This is a genomic window from Arsenicicoccus bolidensis DSM 15745, from assembly GCF_000426385.1.
Lineage (GTDB): Bacteria > Actinomycetota > Actinomycetes > Actinomycetales > Dermatophilaceae > Arsenicicoccus > Arsenicicoccus bolidensis.
Genome location: NZ_AUFG01000002.1, coordinates 120,628 through 135,194, shown reverse-complemented (window position 1 = coordinate 135,194; position 14,567 = coordinate 120,628). Strand labels below are relative to the sequence as shown.

15 protein-coding genes are annotated in these 14,567 nt (G+C 72.8%); 7 read left to right on the top strand and 8 right to left on the bottom strand.

Features of this window, described 5'->3' with window-relative positions; all coding sequences use genetic code 11:
* Positions 1-3: 3 nt before the first annotated feature.
* The 5 genes from K313_RS0102050 to K313_RS0102030 form a co-directional block, all read right to left on the bottom strand.
* Positions 4-672: a hypothetical protein gene (locus K313_RS0102050; RefSeq protein WP_029210215.1), complete on the bottom strand. Its 669-nt coding sequence runs from the start codon at positions 670-672 to the stop codon at positions 4-6.
* Positions 659-2,338 (bottom strand): vWA domain-containing protein, encoded by a 1,680-nt coding sequence (locus K313_RS0102045; protein WP_029210214.1) that lies wholly within the window; start codon positions 2,336-2,338, stop codon positions 659-661. Before K313_RS0102045 ends, K313_RS0102050 begins: the two co-directional genes overlap by 14 nt.
* 12 nt (positions 2,339-2,350) lie before the next feature.
* A complete protein-coding gene (locus K313_RS0102040) occupies positions 2,351-3,535 on the bottom strand; it encodes a hypothetical protein (RefSeq protein WP_205621787.1) in 1,185 nt (394 codons plus the stop codon).
* Between the two features lie 61 nt (positions 3,536-3,596).
* The gene (locus K313_RS0102035) at positions 3,597-5,267 is read right to left on the bottom strand and encodes an ABC transporter permease (RefSeq protein ID WP_029210213.1); all 1,671 of its coding nucleotides are present in this window, start codon (positions 5,265-5,267) and stop codon (positions 3,597-3,599) included.
* Positions 5,264-6,187, bottom strand: a complete 924-nt coding sequence (locus K313_RS0102030) for an ABC transporter ATP-binding protein (RefSeq protein ID WP_029210212.1) — start codon at positions 6,185-6,187, stop codon at positions 5,264-5,266. Before K313_RS0102030 ends, K313_RS0102035 begins: the two co-directional genes overlap by 4 nt.
* 129 nt (positions 6,188-6,316) lie before the next feature.
* Here K313_RS0102030 and K313_RS0102025 point away from each other — a divergent pair, with 129 nt between their 5' ends.
* Positions 6,317-6,769 carry a GbsR/MarR family transcriptional regulator gene (locus K313_RS0102025; RefSeq protein ID WP_029210211.1) on the top strand — a complete coding sequence of 151 codons (453 nt, stop codon included), beginning with the start codon at positions 6,317-6,319 and terminating at the stop codon, positions 6,767-6,769.
* A gap of 51 nt (positions 6,770-6,820) precedes the next feature.
* Here K313_RS0102025 and K313_RS21945 read toward each other — a convergent pair whose 3' ends face one another.
* Positions 6,821-8,380 (bottom strand): GGDEF domain-containing protein, encoded by a 1,560-nt coding sequence (locus K313_RS21945; protein ID WP_029210210.1) that lies wholly within the window; start codon positions 8,378-8,380, stop codon positions 6,821-6,823.
* A 151-nt stretch (positions 8,381-8,531) separates the two neighbouring features.
* On the opposite strand from K313_RS21945, the gene K313_RS0102015 reads away from it, so the two are divergent.
* Genes K313_RS0102015 through K313_RS19715 form a run of 3 tightly spaced genes read left to right on the top strand, consistent with a single transcriptional unit; the run spans position 8,532 to position 10,431 of the window.
* Entirely contained in the window at positions 8,532-9,326 is a 795-nt protein-coding gene (locus K313_RS0102015) for a VOC family protein (protein ID WP_029210209.1), read from the top strand.
* On the top strand, positions 9,319-10,203 hold the full coding sequence (locus tag K313_RS0102010; RefSeq protein ID WP_019285405.1) for a pentapeptide repeat-containing protein: 885 nt from the start codon (positions 9,319-9,321) through the stop codon (positions 10,201-10,203). The genes K313_RS0102015 and K313_RS0102010 overlap by 8 nt, the downstream gene beginning before the upstream one ends.
* A 54-nt stretch (positions 10,204-10,257) precedes the next feature.
* A complete protein-coding gene (locus K313_RS19715) occupies positions 10,258-10,431 on the top strand; it encodes a CsbD family protein (protein WP_019285404.1) in 174 nt (57 codons plus the stop codon).
* Positions 10,432-10,541: 110 nt separating this feature from the next.
* Here the strand turns inward: K313_RS19715 and K313_RS19710 are convergent, their stop codons facing one another.
* Entirely contained in the window at positions 10,542-11,627 is a 1,086-nt protein-coding gene (locus tag K313_RS19710) for a quinone-dependent dihydroorotate dehydrogenase (RefSeq protein ID WP_034251132.1), read from the bottom strand.
* 40 nt (positions 11,628-11,667) lie between these two features.
* Between K313_RS19710 and K313_RS0101995 the strand changes: the two genes are divergently transcribed.
* A complete protein-coding gene (locus tag K313_RS0101995) occupies positions 11,668-12,234 on the top strand; it encodes a DUF402 domain-containing protein (protein ID WP_029210208.1) in 567 nt (188 codons plus the stop codon).
* 71 nt (positions 12,235-12,305) lie between these two features.
* On the opposite strand, the gene K313_RS23810 is transcribed toward K313_RS0101995, so the two are convergent.
* Entirely contained in the window at positions 12,306-12,857 is a 552-nt protein-coding gene (locus tag K313_RS23810) for a DUF2382 domain-containing protein (protein ID WP_029210207.1), read from the bottom strand.
* Between the two features lie 253 nt (positions 12,858-13,110).
* Here K313_RS23810 and K313_RS0101985 point away from each other — a divergent pair, with 253 nt between their 5' ends.
* On the top strand, positions 13,111-13,548 hold the full coding sequence (locus K313_RS0101985; RefSeq protein WP_029210206.1) for an ATP-binding protein: 438 nt from the start codon (positions 13,111-13,113) through the stop codon (positions 13,546-13,548).
* A 146-nt stretch (positions 13,549-13,694) separates the two neighbouring features.
* Entirely contained in the window at positions 13,695-14,558 is an 864-nt protein-coding gene (locus K313_RS0101980) for a DUF5926 family protein (protein WP_029210205.1), read from the top strand.
* Positions 14,559-14,567: the final 9 nt, after the last annotated feature.

The window sequence follows — 14,567 nt, the reverse complement described above, 5'->3', positions numbered from 1 at the left end:
CGGCTACGGGCGGGGCGGGAGCCGCAACGAGGAGTCCGCGAAGCGATCCTCCAAGAACCTGCTCCTGGCGGCGAGCGTCTCCGCGTCACCGGCATAGATGGCCGCGGCGATCTGCTCGATCTGGGTCTCGATGATGCCGAGCTGGTGGAGGAGCTCCTCGTGGGCCGTCCGCCGCCCCTCGGCGCGGTGCCGCATGGCGAAGGACCGCGGCAGGTTGGCATAGGTCTCGAGCGCGGCCGGCAGGTAGTCGTCGACGATGCGGCCGACGACGAAGAACCGGTCGGACTCCGCGGTGAGCGAGTCCGCGCGGACCAGCACCTCGGACAGCCCCTCCTCGATCCGGCCGTATGCCGTGAGCACGTCGTCGGGCAGGCGATTGTCGTAGCGGCGCACGCGCGCTCCGAGCTCGGCGAGGTGCCCTTGGAGCTCCGCGGCCTGGGCCCGGGTCGACGCGAACCCGGACGGCGCGAAGCTGGCGCGCTCGCGCGGGCTCAGCAGCGCCCCGATCCCGTAGGTCCCCGCGACCACGAGGGGCCACACCGGTCCTGCGACGCCCGTGGGGACGGTGGCGCCGAGCGCGCCGAGGGCTGCGACCGACCCGACGATGTTGCGCGTCGAGCCCAGGTAGCGGGCGAACCGGGAGCCGAGGTTCTCGGACCTACTGGTAGCCACGGATCTCCTTGAAGATGGCGGGCAGCGACGAGGTGCGGGCGTCGAACACCTTGCCGTGCGTGCGGGTGGCGATCTCGCGCAGCTCGTCGGCGTCGGACTCCCCGAAGAGCACGGTGAACGTCGGGACGGCCTTCGCCTCGTCCGGGAGGCCGTCATACGTGCGCAGGAACTGCGCCGCGTCGATCCCTGCGGTCTTCTCGCCGTCGGTCATCAGCACCACCGACGTGAACGTGTCGGGGTTGGCCCGCACCTGCTCGCGCGCCGTCTGGTACGCCCGGTCCAGGGCGGAGTAGATCGCCGTGCCCCCGGCGGGTTGCAGCGCCGAGACCTCACGGTTGATGGCCCCGAGCTGAGCCTTGGGGTCACGGGGGTCGAGCTGCACCGACTCGGCCTGTCGGGCCTCGTCGCTGAACGGGATCACGGTCACCCGCTCGCGGGGGCGGAAGGTCGTGAACTGCTCGGTGCCGGTCACGTCCTGCCCGGACAGGGTGGCGAACGCGCGCTTGAGCTGGGTGATCCGGTCACCGTTCATGGACCCCGACACGTCCAGGACGTAGATCGTCTGGCTGGGTCGCCGCACCTCGTCGAGGTAGGTGGCGATGAGCCCGTCCGCGGTGCTGCGCTGGGCCGGGAACGGCAGCTCCACGAGCAGCTGCCGACCGAAGGCGGGGTCGAGCGGCACGCCCGGCACGACGGGTCGACGGTGCGTGCGCTGCATGATCGCCCGCTGGGCGTCCGGGGTGCGCAGCCAGTCCGCGAGCTTCTGGTAGGCGCCGCGCTTGGCCTGGGCCGTGGTCAGGAGGGACAGCGGGTAGTCGGCTGACACGACCCCGTCCTTGGGGCGGACGAGGGTGAGCCGGCTGGACGCCGTGCTCTCGCCCTCGCCCAGGCCCAGCAGCACCGACTCGTAGTTGATCAGTCCGTCCACGGACCGGCTCGAGCCGCCGGAGCCGCTCTGCCCGTTCGCGCTCTGCTCCAGGAAGCGCTCGGCGAGCCAGCCCGACGACCCCGAGGTAAGCCTCTGCCCGGAGAAGAACTGGGTCAGCTGCGGCTTGACGGCCGCGACCCGTCGGCCGTCGATCGCCGATCCGCCCCCGGCGAGCGCCGTGGCGACACCGACCAGCGCGGAGAAGCCGCTGTTGGAGGTGGCGGGGTTGGTCATGCCGTAGGTGAACTTCTTGGCCGCGGCGGCCTGGGAGATCTGCGCCCAGGTCGGCGGCGTGCGGTCCCACCCGAGCTCGGTGGCCTTGGCGGGGCGGACGCCGAGGACCACGGGGGAGGCCATGACCTTGGTCGAGGACGCCAGCGCCTGGTTGCCGCCGGGCAGCAGCCCGAGGTAGCGGTTGGAGGAGAACCAGGTGGCGTCGTACGACCGGCCCGCGGCGCCGGAGGCGACCTGCTCGGCGCCGTCGAGGGTGCCTGCGTAGTGGAGCTCGACGGTGACTCCGGTGGCCTGCCGCGCCTCCTCCAGGATCGGGGCCATGTCCTTGACCTCCGATCCCGCCAGGACGCGCAGGGTCGAGGGGTCGGCGGCGGAGGCCGACGAGGCGCTGGCCGTCGACCCGGTGCGGTCCGGCGTGGACTCGCAGGCCGCGAGACCGAGCGAGCCGACGACGCCCACGACGAGGACGGCGGCGGTGCCTGCTGCGCGATGGAACCGGTGCATCGTCGATCCCCCTCAGCCGTAGAGCTTCTCGACGCCGGTGATGAGCGACTCGAGCACCTCGTAGGTCGGGGGCTCGATGACGTCGACCAGGTCGGGGGGCGGCGCCACCCCGGCCTCCTTGAGCACCGAGGTGAGCACGGCGCGCTGCTGCGGCCGGAAGCCGTAGCGGGCGGCGGCCCGGACCAGCTCGGGGTCCGAGGTCAGCAGGCGGCCGACCTGGCTCCCGGTGTCCCCCAGGGCGACCAGCGTGTGCTTGGACAGCACGTCAGGGGTGGGATACAGCAGGACCATGTCGGGGGTGATCGAGCCGTCCTTGCGGATCTGGCGGTCGAGGAACTGCGACTCGTAGATGAGCACCATCGGCGTCTTGCCCATGCCGGCCGACAGGTAGTCCTCGAAGGGTCCCTCGCTCGACCCGCCGACATACCCCTGGTCGAGGAAGAGCGGCGACACCTTGGGCACGACCTGGGCCGCGGCCGTCGAGGACGGGACCACGCGCCCGCCGTTCGCCACGTAGCTGGTGAGGGCGAGGTACATCGCGGCGGAGTTGGACCGCCGGACGTCCGTGGTGGTGATGAGGACGTTCTTGCCGGCGGGGTAGGCGTCGTTGCCGGGGATCTGGTCCCAGCGGGTGCCCTTCTGCGCCAGCGCGTAGTACTTGGCCATGCTGATCGTCTGGGCGCCTCCCGGCCCGCTGGTGACGATGCCCTGGCGGCGCAGGACGTCCACGATCGGTCGGTAGGACGCCACCGCGATGGGCGAGAAGAACGGGGAGTAGGTGCCCTTGGACTTGCCTGCACGACGGATCCGGTCGGCCGCCGGGACCGACGAGGGGAACGCGAAGTCGTAGGTGGCCAGGTCCGTCATGGCCGCGATGTCACGTGATCCCACCGGGGTCACCTGGACGTCGAGCCCGTGCCGGGCGAAGGCCTGACGCACCGTGGCGTCACGGAAGAAGGCCTCCTTCTCGGACCCCACGGCGCCACGGACCGTCCTGAGCCCCGAGGTGGTCGCGCCGGCAGCTCCCGCCCCGTTGCCGGATCCCGCCCCCGGGTCGTCCCGGCCGATCCGGGGCCCGAGGACGACCGCGAGCACCACCCCCACCGCCAGCAGCGCAGCCAGCGCCACGCCCACCATGCGCTTCATGCGGGTCCCCCTGCCCGTCGTGCCCCCCGGGGCGATGTCCGTGCTGGTCATGCCCGTGGGACGCCATGCTGTCGGACTTCGCCCCGCAGGGGCAGGGGGGTTCACTCAGAGTTCATCCGGTTGACAGGTCCCGCCGCCGGTAGCCGACCAGGCCGACGGCCATCAGGGCCAGGGCGACGAGCAGGCTCACGACGATCGGCGTCCACGCCAGCTGCTCTACGGGCAGGCGGGGGAGCGGGGCGAACGGCGTGGCTCGGACGAGCGCCTCGGGCAGGCCCATCACCTCCCCCAACCAGGACATGGCCAGCGACCAGCCGACGACGAGCCAGGGAACCAGGCCGAGCCGGGGCAACCAGCCGTGGAGGGCGACGGCCAGCCCCAGGACGAGGAGGACCCCGGGCAGCTGGGCCAGGCCCGCCCCGGCGAGGGTGACGGCGAGACCGAGCCCGTCGCCGGCGACGACCTGCGGCAGCGCCATGAAGAAGCCGAGCCCGACCAGGACGAGGGTGGGGACGAGCACGGCTGCGGCGACGTGGCTGACGAGCAGCTGCGGGCGGGAGACCGCCGTCGACAGGAGCAGCTCGGCGTGGCCGCGCTCCTCCTCGCGGCGCAGGACACCGAACAGCTGCAGGGCGAGCAGCGCGACGATCGGCACGAGGATGCCGATCATGGCGACGTAGAACGCGTCCTGCAGGTCCTGCGCCCCGGCGCCCATCCTGCGGAATCGCTCGGCGAGCACGGGGTTGTCGGCGAGCAGCGTGCTGAGGCTGGACGCGAGGGTCCCCATGCCGTAGGCGAAGATCGCCAGCCCGATCGACCACGAGACGACGGTGGTGCGGTCGAGCCGCCAGGTCAACGACGGGGCGTCGCGCAGGGAGCGCGAGGCGTCGGCCGGCCCAAGGGCAGCCGGTCGCAGCCCCGCGCCGTGGTCTCGCCGTCCCTCGAGGACGAACGCCAGGGCCACCAGGGCAGCCGTGAGGGCGGCCGGCAGCAGCAGGACGAGCCAGCGCTCGTCGGCATACGGTCGGGACAGGGCCGGCCAGTCCAGCGGGCTGGCCCACTGGAGCCCGGTGATCATCGGGTCGGAGCCGTCGGCGACGGCTCGCAGGCCGTATGCCGCGCCCAGCGCTCCGAGGGCGAGACCTCTTGCGCCTCGCGCCGACTCGGTGACCTGCGCGGCGACCGCGGCGACGCCGACCCACACCGCGGCACCCAGTCCCACCGCGAGGCCGAGGGCGACCGACCCGATGACGTCGCCGCTGGGACCGGCCATCGCGGCACCGGCCAGCAGCCCGACGGCTGCGCACCCGGCGAGCGAGACGAGGGCGGACGCGGCGAGCGGGGCGTGCCGACCGACGGCTCCCGACCGCAGGAGCTCGAGGCGACCGTCCTCCTCCTCGGCGCGGGTGCCCTTGACCACGCCCAGGATCGCCATGATCCCGGCGAGCGCGATCGCGAAGGTGCCGACCCGCCACATGACGAACGGGCCGACGTTCAACAGGTCGAACGGCGGACCGAGGATGGCCCGCATGGTCGGGTTGGCGGCCAGGGTGCGCGCCATCTCGGCGCCCGCCGCGGTGTCGGGCACCGACTGGCGGTAGGCGCCGGCCGTGGCGGGGAAGATCGCGACCAGGCAGACGATCCAGGCGAGCCACGACCAGCGGGTCCGGCGCACGAGCGCGCGCGCGAGCAGCGAGGTGCCGGTGATCGCGGTGTCGCCGCCACGGCCCTGGCGCGGCGTCCGTTGCGTGCGGTGCCGCGGCGGGAGGGTGGCGGTGCTCATCGCTCGGCCCCCTCGTAGTGGCGCAGGAAGAGCTCCTCGAGCGTGGGGGGCGTGCTGGTGAGGGCGCGGACGCCGAGCGGGCCGAGGCGCGCCAGCAGGTCGGACAGGGCGTGGTCGTCCACCTGGCAGGTGAGGCGGTCGCCCTCGACGACGGGGTCGTGAACCCCGGGCATGACGGAGAGGTTGCCGTGGTCGAGCATCTCGGGGTGCTCGACCACCGCCGTGACCTGGGTGCGGGTGAGGTGCCGCAGGTCGGCGAGGGTGCCGGACTCGACGATGCGGCCGGCCTTGATGATGCTGACGTGGTCGCAGAGGAGCTCGACCTCGGACAGGATGTGGCTCGACAGGAGCACTGTCCTGCCGCGCTGACGCTCGTCGCGGATCTCGTCGGTGAACACGCGCTCCATCAAGGGGTCGAGGCCGCTCGTCGGCTCGTCCAGCAGGAGCAGCTCGACGTCGGAGGCGAGGGCGGCGACGAGGGCGACCTTCTGCCGGTTGCCCTTGGAGTAGGTGCGGCACCGCTTGCGCGGGTCGAGCTCGAAGCGCTCCAGCAGGTCGGCCTTGCGCCGCGGGTCCAGGCCCCCGCGGGCCCGCCCGAGCAGGTCGATGGCCTCGCCGCCCGACAGGCCGGGCCAGAGGCTGACGTCTCCGGGGACGTAGGCGAGGCGCCGGTGCAGGGCGGGTGCGTCCTGCCACGGGTCCATCCCGAGGACGCGGCTGGCCCCGGAGTCTGCGCGGAGCAGGCCGAGCAGGACCCGGATCGTGGTGGACTTGCCGGCGCCGTTGGGCCCGAGGAAGCCGTGGACCTGACCTGTGGCGACGGTCAGGCAGAGACCGTCGAGCGCGGTCGTGGGGCCGAAGGTCTTGGTGAGGTCCACGACCTCGATGGCTGGTGCTGGGGTGATCTCGTCACCGCTCATTGCTGACTTCTCCCTAGAGGTCCGGGAACGGACCGATGACTCGACACTACTTATCATTCAGATGTTTGTGAAGTCTCAGTTACATATGTATGAGTTGAAGGCTTCGGGTAGTGTGGGGCTGTGACAGACATGAGGGCACGAGACGAGTTCGTGGACCGGCTGGCGGATGTCGGAGCGTCGGCGGGCATGCCCCGGATGTCGGCTCGCGTGCTGGCGCACCTGCTGACCCTGGACGACGGCAGGGCGACGTCGAGCGAGCTGTCCCAGTCCCTCCAGGCCAGCCCGGCGGCGGTGTCCGGGGCGGTGCGATATCTCGAGCAGCTGACCCTGGTGCGCCGGACCCGGGAGCGCGGGTCGAGACGCGACCACTTCGTGCTGGACCGGGGCATGTGGGCCGGCTACATGGTGCGCGGGCTGGAGGTCCTGGACCTGTGGTCCAGCGTGCTGAGGTCCGGCGCCGAGGCGGTCGGGCAGCGCAGCCCTGCAGGATCCCAGCTGGCCGAGGACGCGGAGCTGTTCACCTACCTCGGAGCCGAGCTCAAGGACGCGATGCGGCGCTGGCAGGAGACCCACCCGCGCTGACGGGGGCTCCTGCCGGGGCTCCTGACCGGGGGCTGCTGGCGGGGGCTTCGGTCAGGTGCCGGGCTCGCGGGCCACCTGCGCGCCACCGCGCTGCTTGGCGAGGTACATCAGCTGGTCGGCGCGGTCGAGGCCGTGCTGGAAGTCGCCGTCGCGCACCGTCGTCACGCCGATGCTGGCGCGCACGGGCTCACCGTCCCGCACGGCTCCGAGCCGGGTGAGACTCTCGAGGTCGTCCGCGAGCGATCCACCGACCCCGGCGGGACGCACGACCACGAACTCGTCGCCGCCGTAGCGGGCACACAGGTCCTCGGGCCTCGCCGCGGCGCGCAGGGCCGCCGCGAACTGCCGCAGCACGGCGTCGCCGGTCGCGTGCCCCCGGCTGTCGTTGACGGCCTTGAACCCGTCGAGGTCCGCCAGCGCCACCTGCGCGGCCGGCTGGTCCGGCGGCGTCGCCGTCATCTGCTCGCCCACGTCCCACAGGTGCAGCCGGTTGTGCAGCCCGGTGAGGACGTCCCGGGTCGTCATCTCCCGCACCTGCTCGTGGTTGCGGCGCAGGTCGGCCATGGCCGCGCGCAGGCCGTCGGCCCGCTTGGTGGCCTGCCGCGCGAGCTCCTCCGCGTCGCGGGTCCGGTGCCACACCTCGAGGGCGAGCACAGCGGTGCGGGCCTGCGAGGCGTGACAGGTGAGGATCGCCTCGGAAAGCCGCCGCGATGCCTCCAGGGCCCCCCGCAGGTCGCCAGCGCTCTCCCGCAGCCCCACGAGGTCATCCAGCAGCTCGATCTGGAAGGGGAGGGACACCCGGGGGAGGACGGCGTCGATCAGGGCGCACCCCCCTTCGGGGTGACCCTGCACGCCGCTGATCACGGCTCGGGTGCGGACCACGCTGATGGCGTTGGTGACATCGCGCATGGAGGCGGGGTCCGGCAGGTCCCGGGCCAGCTCGAGGGCGCCCTCCGTCTCGCCGAGCTCCAGCCGCGTGCGCACGCGCACCGCGCGGATGTGGTGCCCCAGCTCGGGCCAGCCCTTGCGCGCGAGCTCCTCGGCCGTCGCTAGGCCGGGGATCTCGGGCGCGAGGCGGATGCCGTGGCGCAGCTGCACGTCGTGCAGGTTGCTGATGGCCAGCGCCTCCATGGCCATGGACTCGGTGCTCGCCGACGGCGTGTGCTCCTCGCGGAAGGTCCGCGCCAGCTCGATCGCCTCGAGGTAGAAGTGGCGGGACTGGTCGGGGCTCGCGAACTCGAACGCGTTGCCCAGGTTGGTCAGCCCGCGGGCCAGGCCCACGGTGTCGTCCTCCTCCTCCGCGAGGCGGCACTGCTCCCGGTGGGCGGCCACGCCCTCCTCGACGAGGCCCAGCTCGACCAGCACGACGCCCTGGACGCCCCTGGCACGGGAGCGCCAGCCCCAGGCGAGGTGCGGGGTCTCCAGGATCTGCGACACCATCGTCAGCGCCTCGTCGAGCCGCTGCTCCCGCCAGGCGAGGAAGGCCTCGAGGACGAGCCTCTCCGGCGAGTGGGGGACGATCGCGAGGCCGTCGGCGAACGCCGCAGGATCGACGTACCTCCAGGACCAGACGCGCTCGAGACGTCGGACGTCGTCGGGGCTCGCTGACATGCGGACAGAATAGGTTGAGCCTTCATCGACGTCCCGGTGATGTCCGCACCTGGTGCTGGGAGCTGACGCGAACACCCTGTCGGTGCCGCTGGCTAGGCTGGGACCGACGGCACGGCCACCGTGGTTCGTGCCTTCGCCGGAGGAGATCCGCATGACCGAGCACACGACACCCTGGCCGGCGGGCACCCCCTGCTGGGTCGACCTGATGGCGATCGACCTGCACCGGACCCAGCGCTTCTACGGCCAGCTGCTGGGCTGGGAGTTCACGGACTCCGACGAGCAGTACGGCGGCTACGGCAACGCGACCGTGCAGGGGCAGCCCGTGGCCGGGCTGTCGCCGACCATGCCGGGCCTCGAGGCCTCCCCGCACGTGTGGACCGTCTACCTGGCCACCGACGACGTCGAGGCCACCGGCGGTCGCGTCCAGGAGGCCGGCGCCACGACGATCTTCGAGCCCATGCAGGTGGGCCCGTTCGGCCGGATGGGCCTGTGGAGCGATCCCACGGGCGCCGCCTTCGGGGCGTGGGAGTCGTTGGAGCACACGGGTTTCCGGATCCTTGACGTGCACGGAGCCCCGACCTGGCTCGACCTCATGACCCCCGACTACGTGGCGGCCCAGGACTTCTACTCGCGGACCTTCGGGTTCACCTACGAGGAGATCGGGATGGGCGACGGCGCGTACTCCATGTTCAGCGTCCCCGGCGGCGAGCGTCCCGCCGGTGGCATCGGCCAGACGGGTGCGGACCAGACCGGCGGCGGCGAGGGTGTGCCCTCGGCCTGGACCGTTTGCTTCCAGCACGACGACGTCGACGGCGCCGCGGCACTGCTGCCCGAGATCGGTGGCTCCGTGCTGCAGGAGCCCTGGGACTTCGAGCACGGGCGGCTGGTCGCCGCGGCCGGCCCCGACGGCGAGATCTTCACGCTGATCACCCCTCCTCGTGACTGAGCTTCGCCCGGACTGCTCGCGCTGCGCCGGCCTGTGCTGCGTCGCGCTGCCCTTCTCGCGCGGTGCGGACTTCCCCGTCGACAAGCCCGGCGGCGTGCCGTGCGGCAACCTGCTCATCGACGACCGCTGCGGCATCCACGACCGGCTGGCCGAGACGGGCTGGCGCGGCTGCGTGACCTTCGACTGCTTCGGCGCGGGTCAGCGCGTCATGCAGGAGACCTTTCGCGGACGCACGTGGCGGGACGACCCCGACCCGGGTCTGCCGGCGCGGATGTTCTCGGTCCTCCCGGTCGTGCACCAGCTCCACGAGATGAGCTATCTCCTCGCGCAGGCGATCTCGTATGCCGTCGCGCCCGACCTCACGCGCCGGTGCAGGCAGCTCGCGGCGGAGGTGGACGCCCTCGCCGGCGGCACGGCGCAGGACCTCCTCGCGCTCGACGTGACCGCGGTGCGCGCGCGCGTGGGCCCGGCCCTGCGTGACGTCAGCGTCGCCGTGCGCCGGGCGGGGCGAAGCCCTCGGCATACGAACAGCCGGGGGAGTGCCCGAGCCGACCGCCGGCTCAGACCCGGCGCCGACGGCCGGAGCGGGACCGGCGCCGACCGCCGGATCAGGCCGGGGGCCGACCTGGTCCGGGCGGCACTGGCCGGGTCGGACCTGCGCGGCGCGGACCTGAGGGGAGTGCTGCTGATCGCGGCCGACCTGCGCGACGCCGACCTGGCGCGCGCGGACCTGCTGGGTGCCGACCTGCGGGACGCCGACCTGCGCGGGGCCAGGGTGGCGGAGGCTCTGTTCGTGACCCCGCCGCAGCTGGCCGCGGCCAGGACCGACGAAAGCACCACTCGCCCGCCAGGTGTGAGCGGGACTCACGCGGGGTAGGTTCGGGGGAACCGGTCGTCACGGACCGGGCCAGTCGAACGAAAGGGAAACCTCATGGGTCTCGACGACAAGATGGACAACAAGGGTCAGGACGTGTCCGGCAAGGCCAAGGAGGCCACGGGCAAGGTCACCGGCGACGAGGAGCTGCAGGCCGAGGGCAAGGGCGACCAGATGGGCGCCAACCTCAAGCAGGCCGGCGAGAAGGTCAAGGACGCCTTCAAGAACTGAGCCGCCGAGCAGCTCTCGCACCGCCGCCGCACCTCCGCCTGCCGTTCGTCGGCCACGCGGGTGCGGCGGCGGTGGCCTGTCCGGGTCCGGTCAAGCCACCGCCGGCCGACTCAGGCCAGCGCTCGCGCCAGCTCTCGCACCACCATCGGCCCGTGCAGCGCGAACGCCGTGTAGACCTGCACCAGCGAGGCCCCGGCGTCACGCATGGCCAGGGCGTCGTCCGCCGAGCGGAGCCCGCCCACCCCGATGATCGGCAGCGCGCCGGCCGTCTCGTCGTGCACGAACCTCACCACCTCGACCGCACGAGCGCGGAGCGGAGCACCCGAGAGGCCGCCCGGCTGCGCGGCATACGACAGCTCGGTCTGGTCCAGGCCGGAGCGGGACAGGGTGGTGTTGGTCGCGATGATCCCGGCCACCCCCACGTCCAGGCAGACCGCGAGCAGCTCGGCCAGTGCGGGCTCGGTGAGGTCGGGCGCGACCTTGACCCAGATCGGCACCGCGTGCGCTGCGTCGTGTGCCTCGTGCCCCAGATCGCGCCCCGCCTCCCGCCCGACCGCGGCGCTGTCGCTGCGCAGCGCGGACAGGATCTCGCGCAGCGCGCCCTTGTCCTGCAGCTCGCGCAGGCCCGGGGTGTTGGGCGAGGACACGTTGATGGCGACGTAGTCCGCGTGCCGCGCCAGCCGGCCGAAGGAGTAGCGGTAGTCCTCCACCGCCTCCCCGAGCGGCGTGACCTTGGACTTGCCGATGCTGATGCCGAGCGTGCCCGCGGGGCGGTGGGCGTCGAGGCGGTCGGCCAGGGCGTCGGCCCCGGCGTTGTTGAAGCCCATCCGGTTGATCACGGCGTCCGACTTCGGCAGGGTGAACAGCCGGGGCCGGTCGTTGCCGGGCTGCGGGTGCCGCGTGACGGTCCCCACCTCGACGAAGCCGAACCCGAGGGCTGGCCACACCGACAGCGCGCGCCCGTCCTTGTCCATGCCGGCGGCCAGACCCACGCGGTTGCCGAAGCGCACCCCGCCCACCTCGACCGGGGCGTCGGTCGCCCACCTCGACCGCAGCGGCGCGAGCAGCTCGGGCCGGCGCTCGGCGAGGGCCATCAGGCGCAGCGTGCGCGCGTGGACCTGCTCGGCGTCGCCGCCCGAGACGGAGTAGAGGGCGGGGCGCAGGAGATCGTCATACAGGCGGGAGAGGAGGGGCACGCGCCCATTGTCGCAAAGGGCGGGGGCTAGTCTCTGGCAGGTGAACGAGCAGCAGCCCCGAGAGCCCCTCATCCTCGTCGAGGGGGAGCCCGTCGCCATCCGCTTCAGCAAGTGGGACGGGGGCCCGCACTGGAGGTATGACGGGTCCTACCTCGGCCGCGACGAGCACGGCCACTGGGTCGCGGTGCCGGTGGGCGCCCCGATCACCCGCCCCGGGCGATCCTTCGACAACGAGCACCACAGCGTGGTGTGCGTCCCGCGCCAGTCTGGGCACGTCCTCACCACCAACGCGGATCCGCACAAGGTGCGGCACTACGTGGACATCACGACGGTGCCCCTGTGGTCACGCGTGGACGGGGTGGCGACCGTCTCGATGGTGGACCTCGACCTGGACGTCGTGGAGCGCCGCAACGGGCGCATCTACGTCGACGACGAGGATGAGTTCGCCGACCACCAGGTCGAGTTCGCCTATCCGCCGGAGCTCGTCACGTCGGCCGAGGCGGAGGCGCGGCGGATGCTCGTGCTCGTCGAGACCCAGGCCGAGCCGTTCGCGACCGTGGCGGAGGCGTGGCTCGACCGACCAACCGCCCGCCCCACGACGCCCTAGGGCGCGCGGGTCGCAGAGCGGTCCGGCCGTCAGCGGTTGGCCCGCAGCGGCCGGTGATCAGCCGTCGGTGATCAGCGGTCGGCGCGCGGGGTGTCCTCGCGCTCGAGGCTGACGACCTCCTTGGCGAGCTCCGCCTCGACGACCTGCTCGCGCGTCACCCGGTCCACGAAGACCCGGACGCGCTCGATCGGCACGACCCGCGTGACGACCTGCTCCTCGTGGAGGACGATCTCGATCGCGGCGTCCTGGTGCAGCTCGTCGTCGTCGCGGTGGCCCTGAGGACGGTGCGGCTCGCCCGCGGCCAGGGCTGCCTCCTTCGCGGGGTTGCCCCGCCCCTGTGCGTCGCGGTCACCGGCGCCGGTCACGCCGTCGTGGTCCGGCGGCAGGGGCGCCCGAGCCGGCAGCTCCTCGACCACGAGCTCCTCGCGGCGGACGGTGATGGTCCGCTCCTCGGTGACGACGCGCTTGGACACCCGCACCCGGCCGCTCTCGACCGGGCGGGTGGTGACGAAGAGCTCCTCCTCGCTGCGGGTGACCGTTGCCGGGGCGTCGTGGCGATCGCTCTCCTGGCGGCCGAGGCCCTCGTGGGATCGTTCGGTGCGCAGATCGTGCTGGTCGCTCATGGTGGCTCCCTTGCTCGCGGCGACGGATATCTCCGCTCACCTACCCCTCGCCCCCTCGACCTATGCGCGCGGGAGGTCGCCCCCGACCCGTGAGACCGACCGCGTGCAGGGGTTCCGCGCGAGCCCTATGGGGTATCCGGGCGAGGACGAACCCACGCAGGGGGACGCGTCATCTGGACCCCTGCTCACTGGCGGTCGGCCGAGGCACGTATGCCGTCGGACCGGCCGCGCCGCTGCACGAGAGGACGAGCCCATGCCACCGCGGGTGCGCAACCTGGACGAGGTCGACAAGACCGTGATGGTGCCGTGGGACGCGACGTCCGCCGAGCAGGCTCGGGCCGAGCTGCGCGCCAGCCTGGCGGACGAGCGCGTCGCCGACGCGACGCTGGACGAGGCCGTCCAGGCCATCTCGGAGCTCGTCGCCAACGCCGTGCAGCACGCCGGACCGATGCCTGGTGACGTCCTGCGCGTGCACTGGACCCTGCGCAAGGGGGTCGTCGAGGTCGACGTCACGGACGGAGGCTCGGACTCCACGCCGCAGCCCGTGCGCATCACCCCGTGGCAGACGCGCGGCCGCGGGCTGCGCATCGTGCGCGCCTATGCCCACGAGTGGGGCTACCTCGACCAGCCGAACGGCGCCCGCACGGTCTGGGCGGCTCTCGGCGGCCCGTCCCGCCGCCGCACCCGCTGACCCCCGCCAATGCCGCCATTGGTCACCAGTCACGCTTTGGATCGTTCACATGACGTGCCGGGACGTCATTGGTGACCAATGACGCCGGGGTGTGGCGCCTGTGACCGTAGGGCTGGTGACCAGCGCGCCCCGATAGGGTGGCGGACATGGGTAAGGCATCCCGCCGCAAGGGCGACACCAAGAAGATCCGTCCCGCGCCGTTCGCGCGCCGTCCCTTCGAGGGGATGGAGAGCGAGACCGACCTCGTGGCGATGCGCGAGATCGTGCCCGCGGCGACGGCCACGGTGACGCTGAGCGAGCCGGTGGCCGACGTGTCGAGCGCGACGCTCGTGACGGTGCTGCCCCTCGCCTGGCCCGGCCTGCGCCGCGCGGACGGTGAGGTCCTGGCGGGCCTGCAGTCCGGGACGAGCAGCGGCGACGCCAGCCGCGACCTCGCCCAGGTGCTCCTGGCCGCCGCCGAGACCGAGCCCGGCAGCCCGGTCGCGACGCTGCCCCTCGCCACCGAGGACACCCCCCGCCTGCAGGACCTCCTCGACCCGTCCGCCCCCCTCGACATCACGGTGCACGAGGGCTTCGACTTCTGGGTCGGTGACGGCGACCTCGACGAAGAGGGGCGCGAGTCGCTGCAGCGCGCCAACGACAGCGCCATCCCCACCGTCAAGCTGGACGGCGTGCGGTCCGCCTACTGGTGCCTCATCGGCGACCGTGCCTATGTCCGCCAGGTGCTCCCCGACGACGAGGATGCCGCCACCGACGCACTCGCCCGCCTGCACGCGCGCGGCGAGAGCGCCCTGACCGACACCCACCGCCTGCTCGGCGCCTTCCGCGCCTGCGGGCTGCTCATCCCCGTCTGGGAGGTCGACCCCGAGGCGGACCCCGCCTCCTTCTCCGACCCCGCCCAGCAGATGCAGCAGCGGTATGCCGAGGCCCTGGCCGGCAGCACGCCGCTGTCGGCGGACGAGCGACGGGCTCGCTCGGGTCTGCTCAGCCGCCAGATCACCCTGCGCTGACGGAGGGTC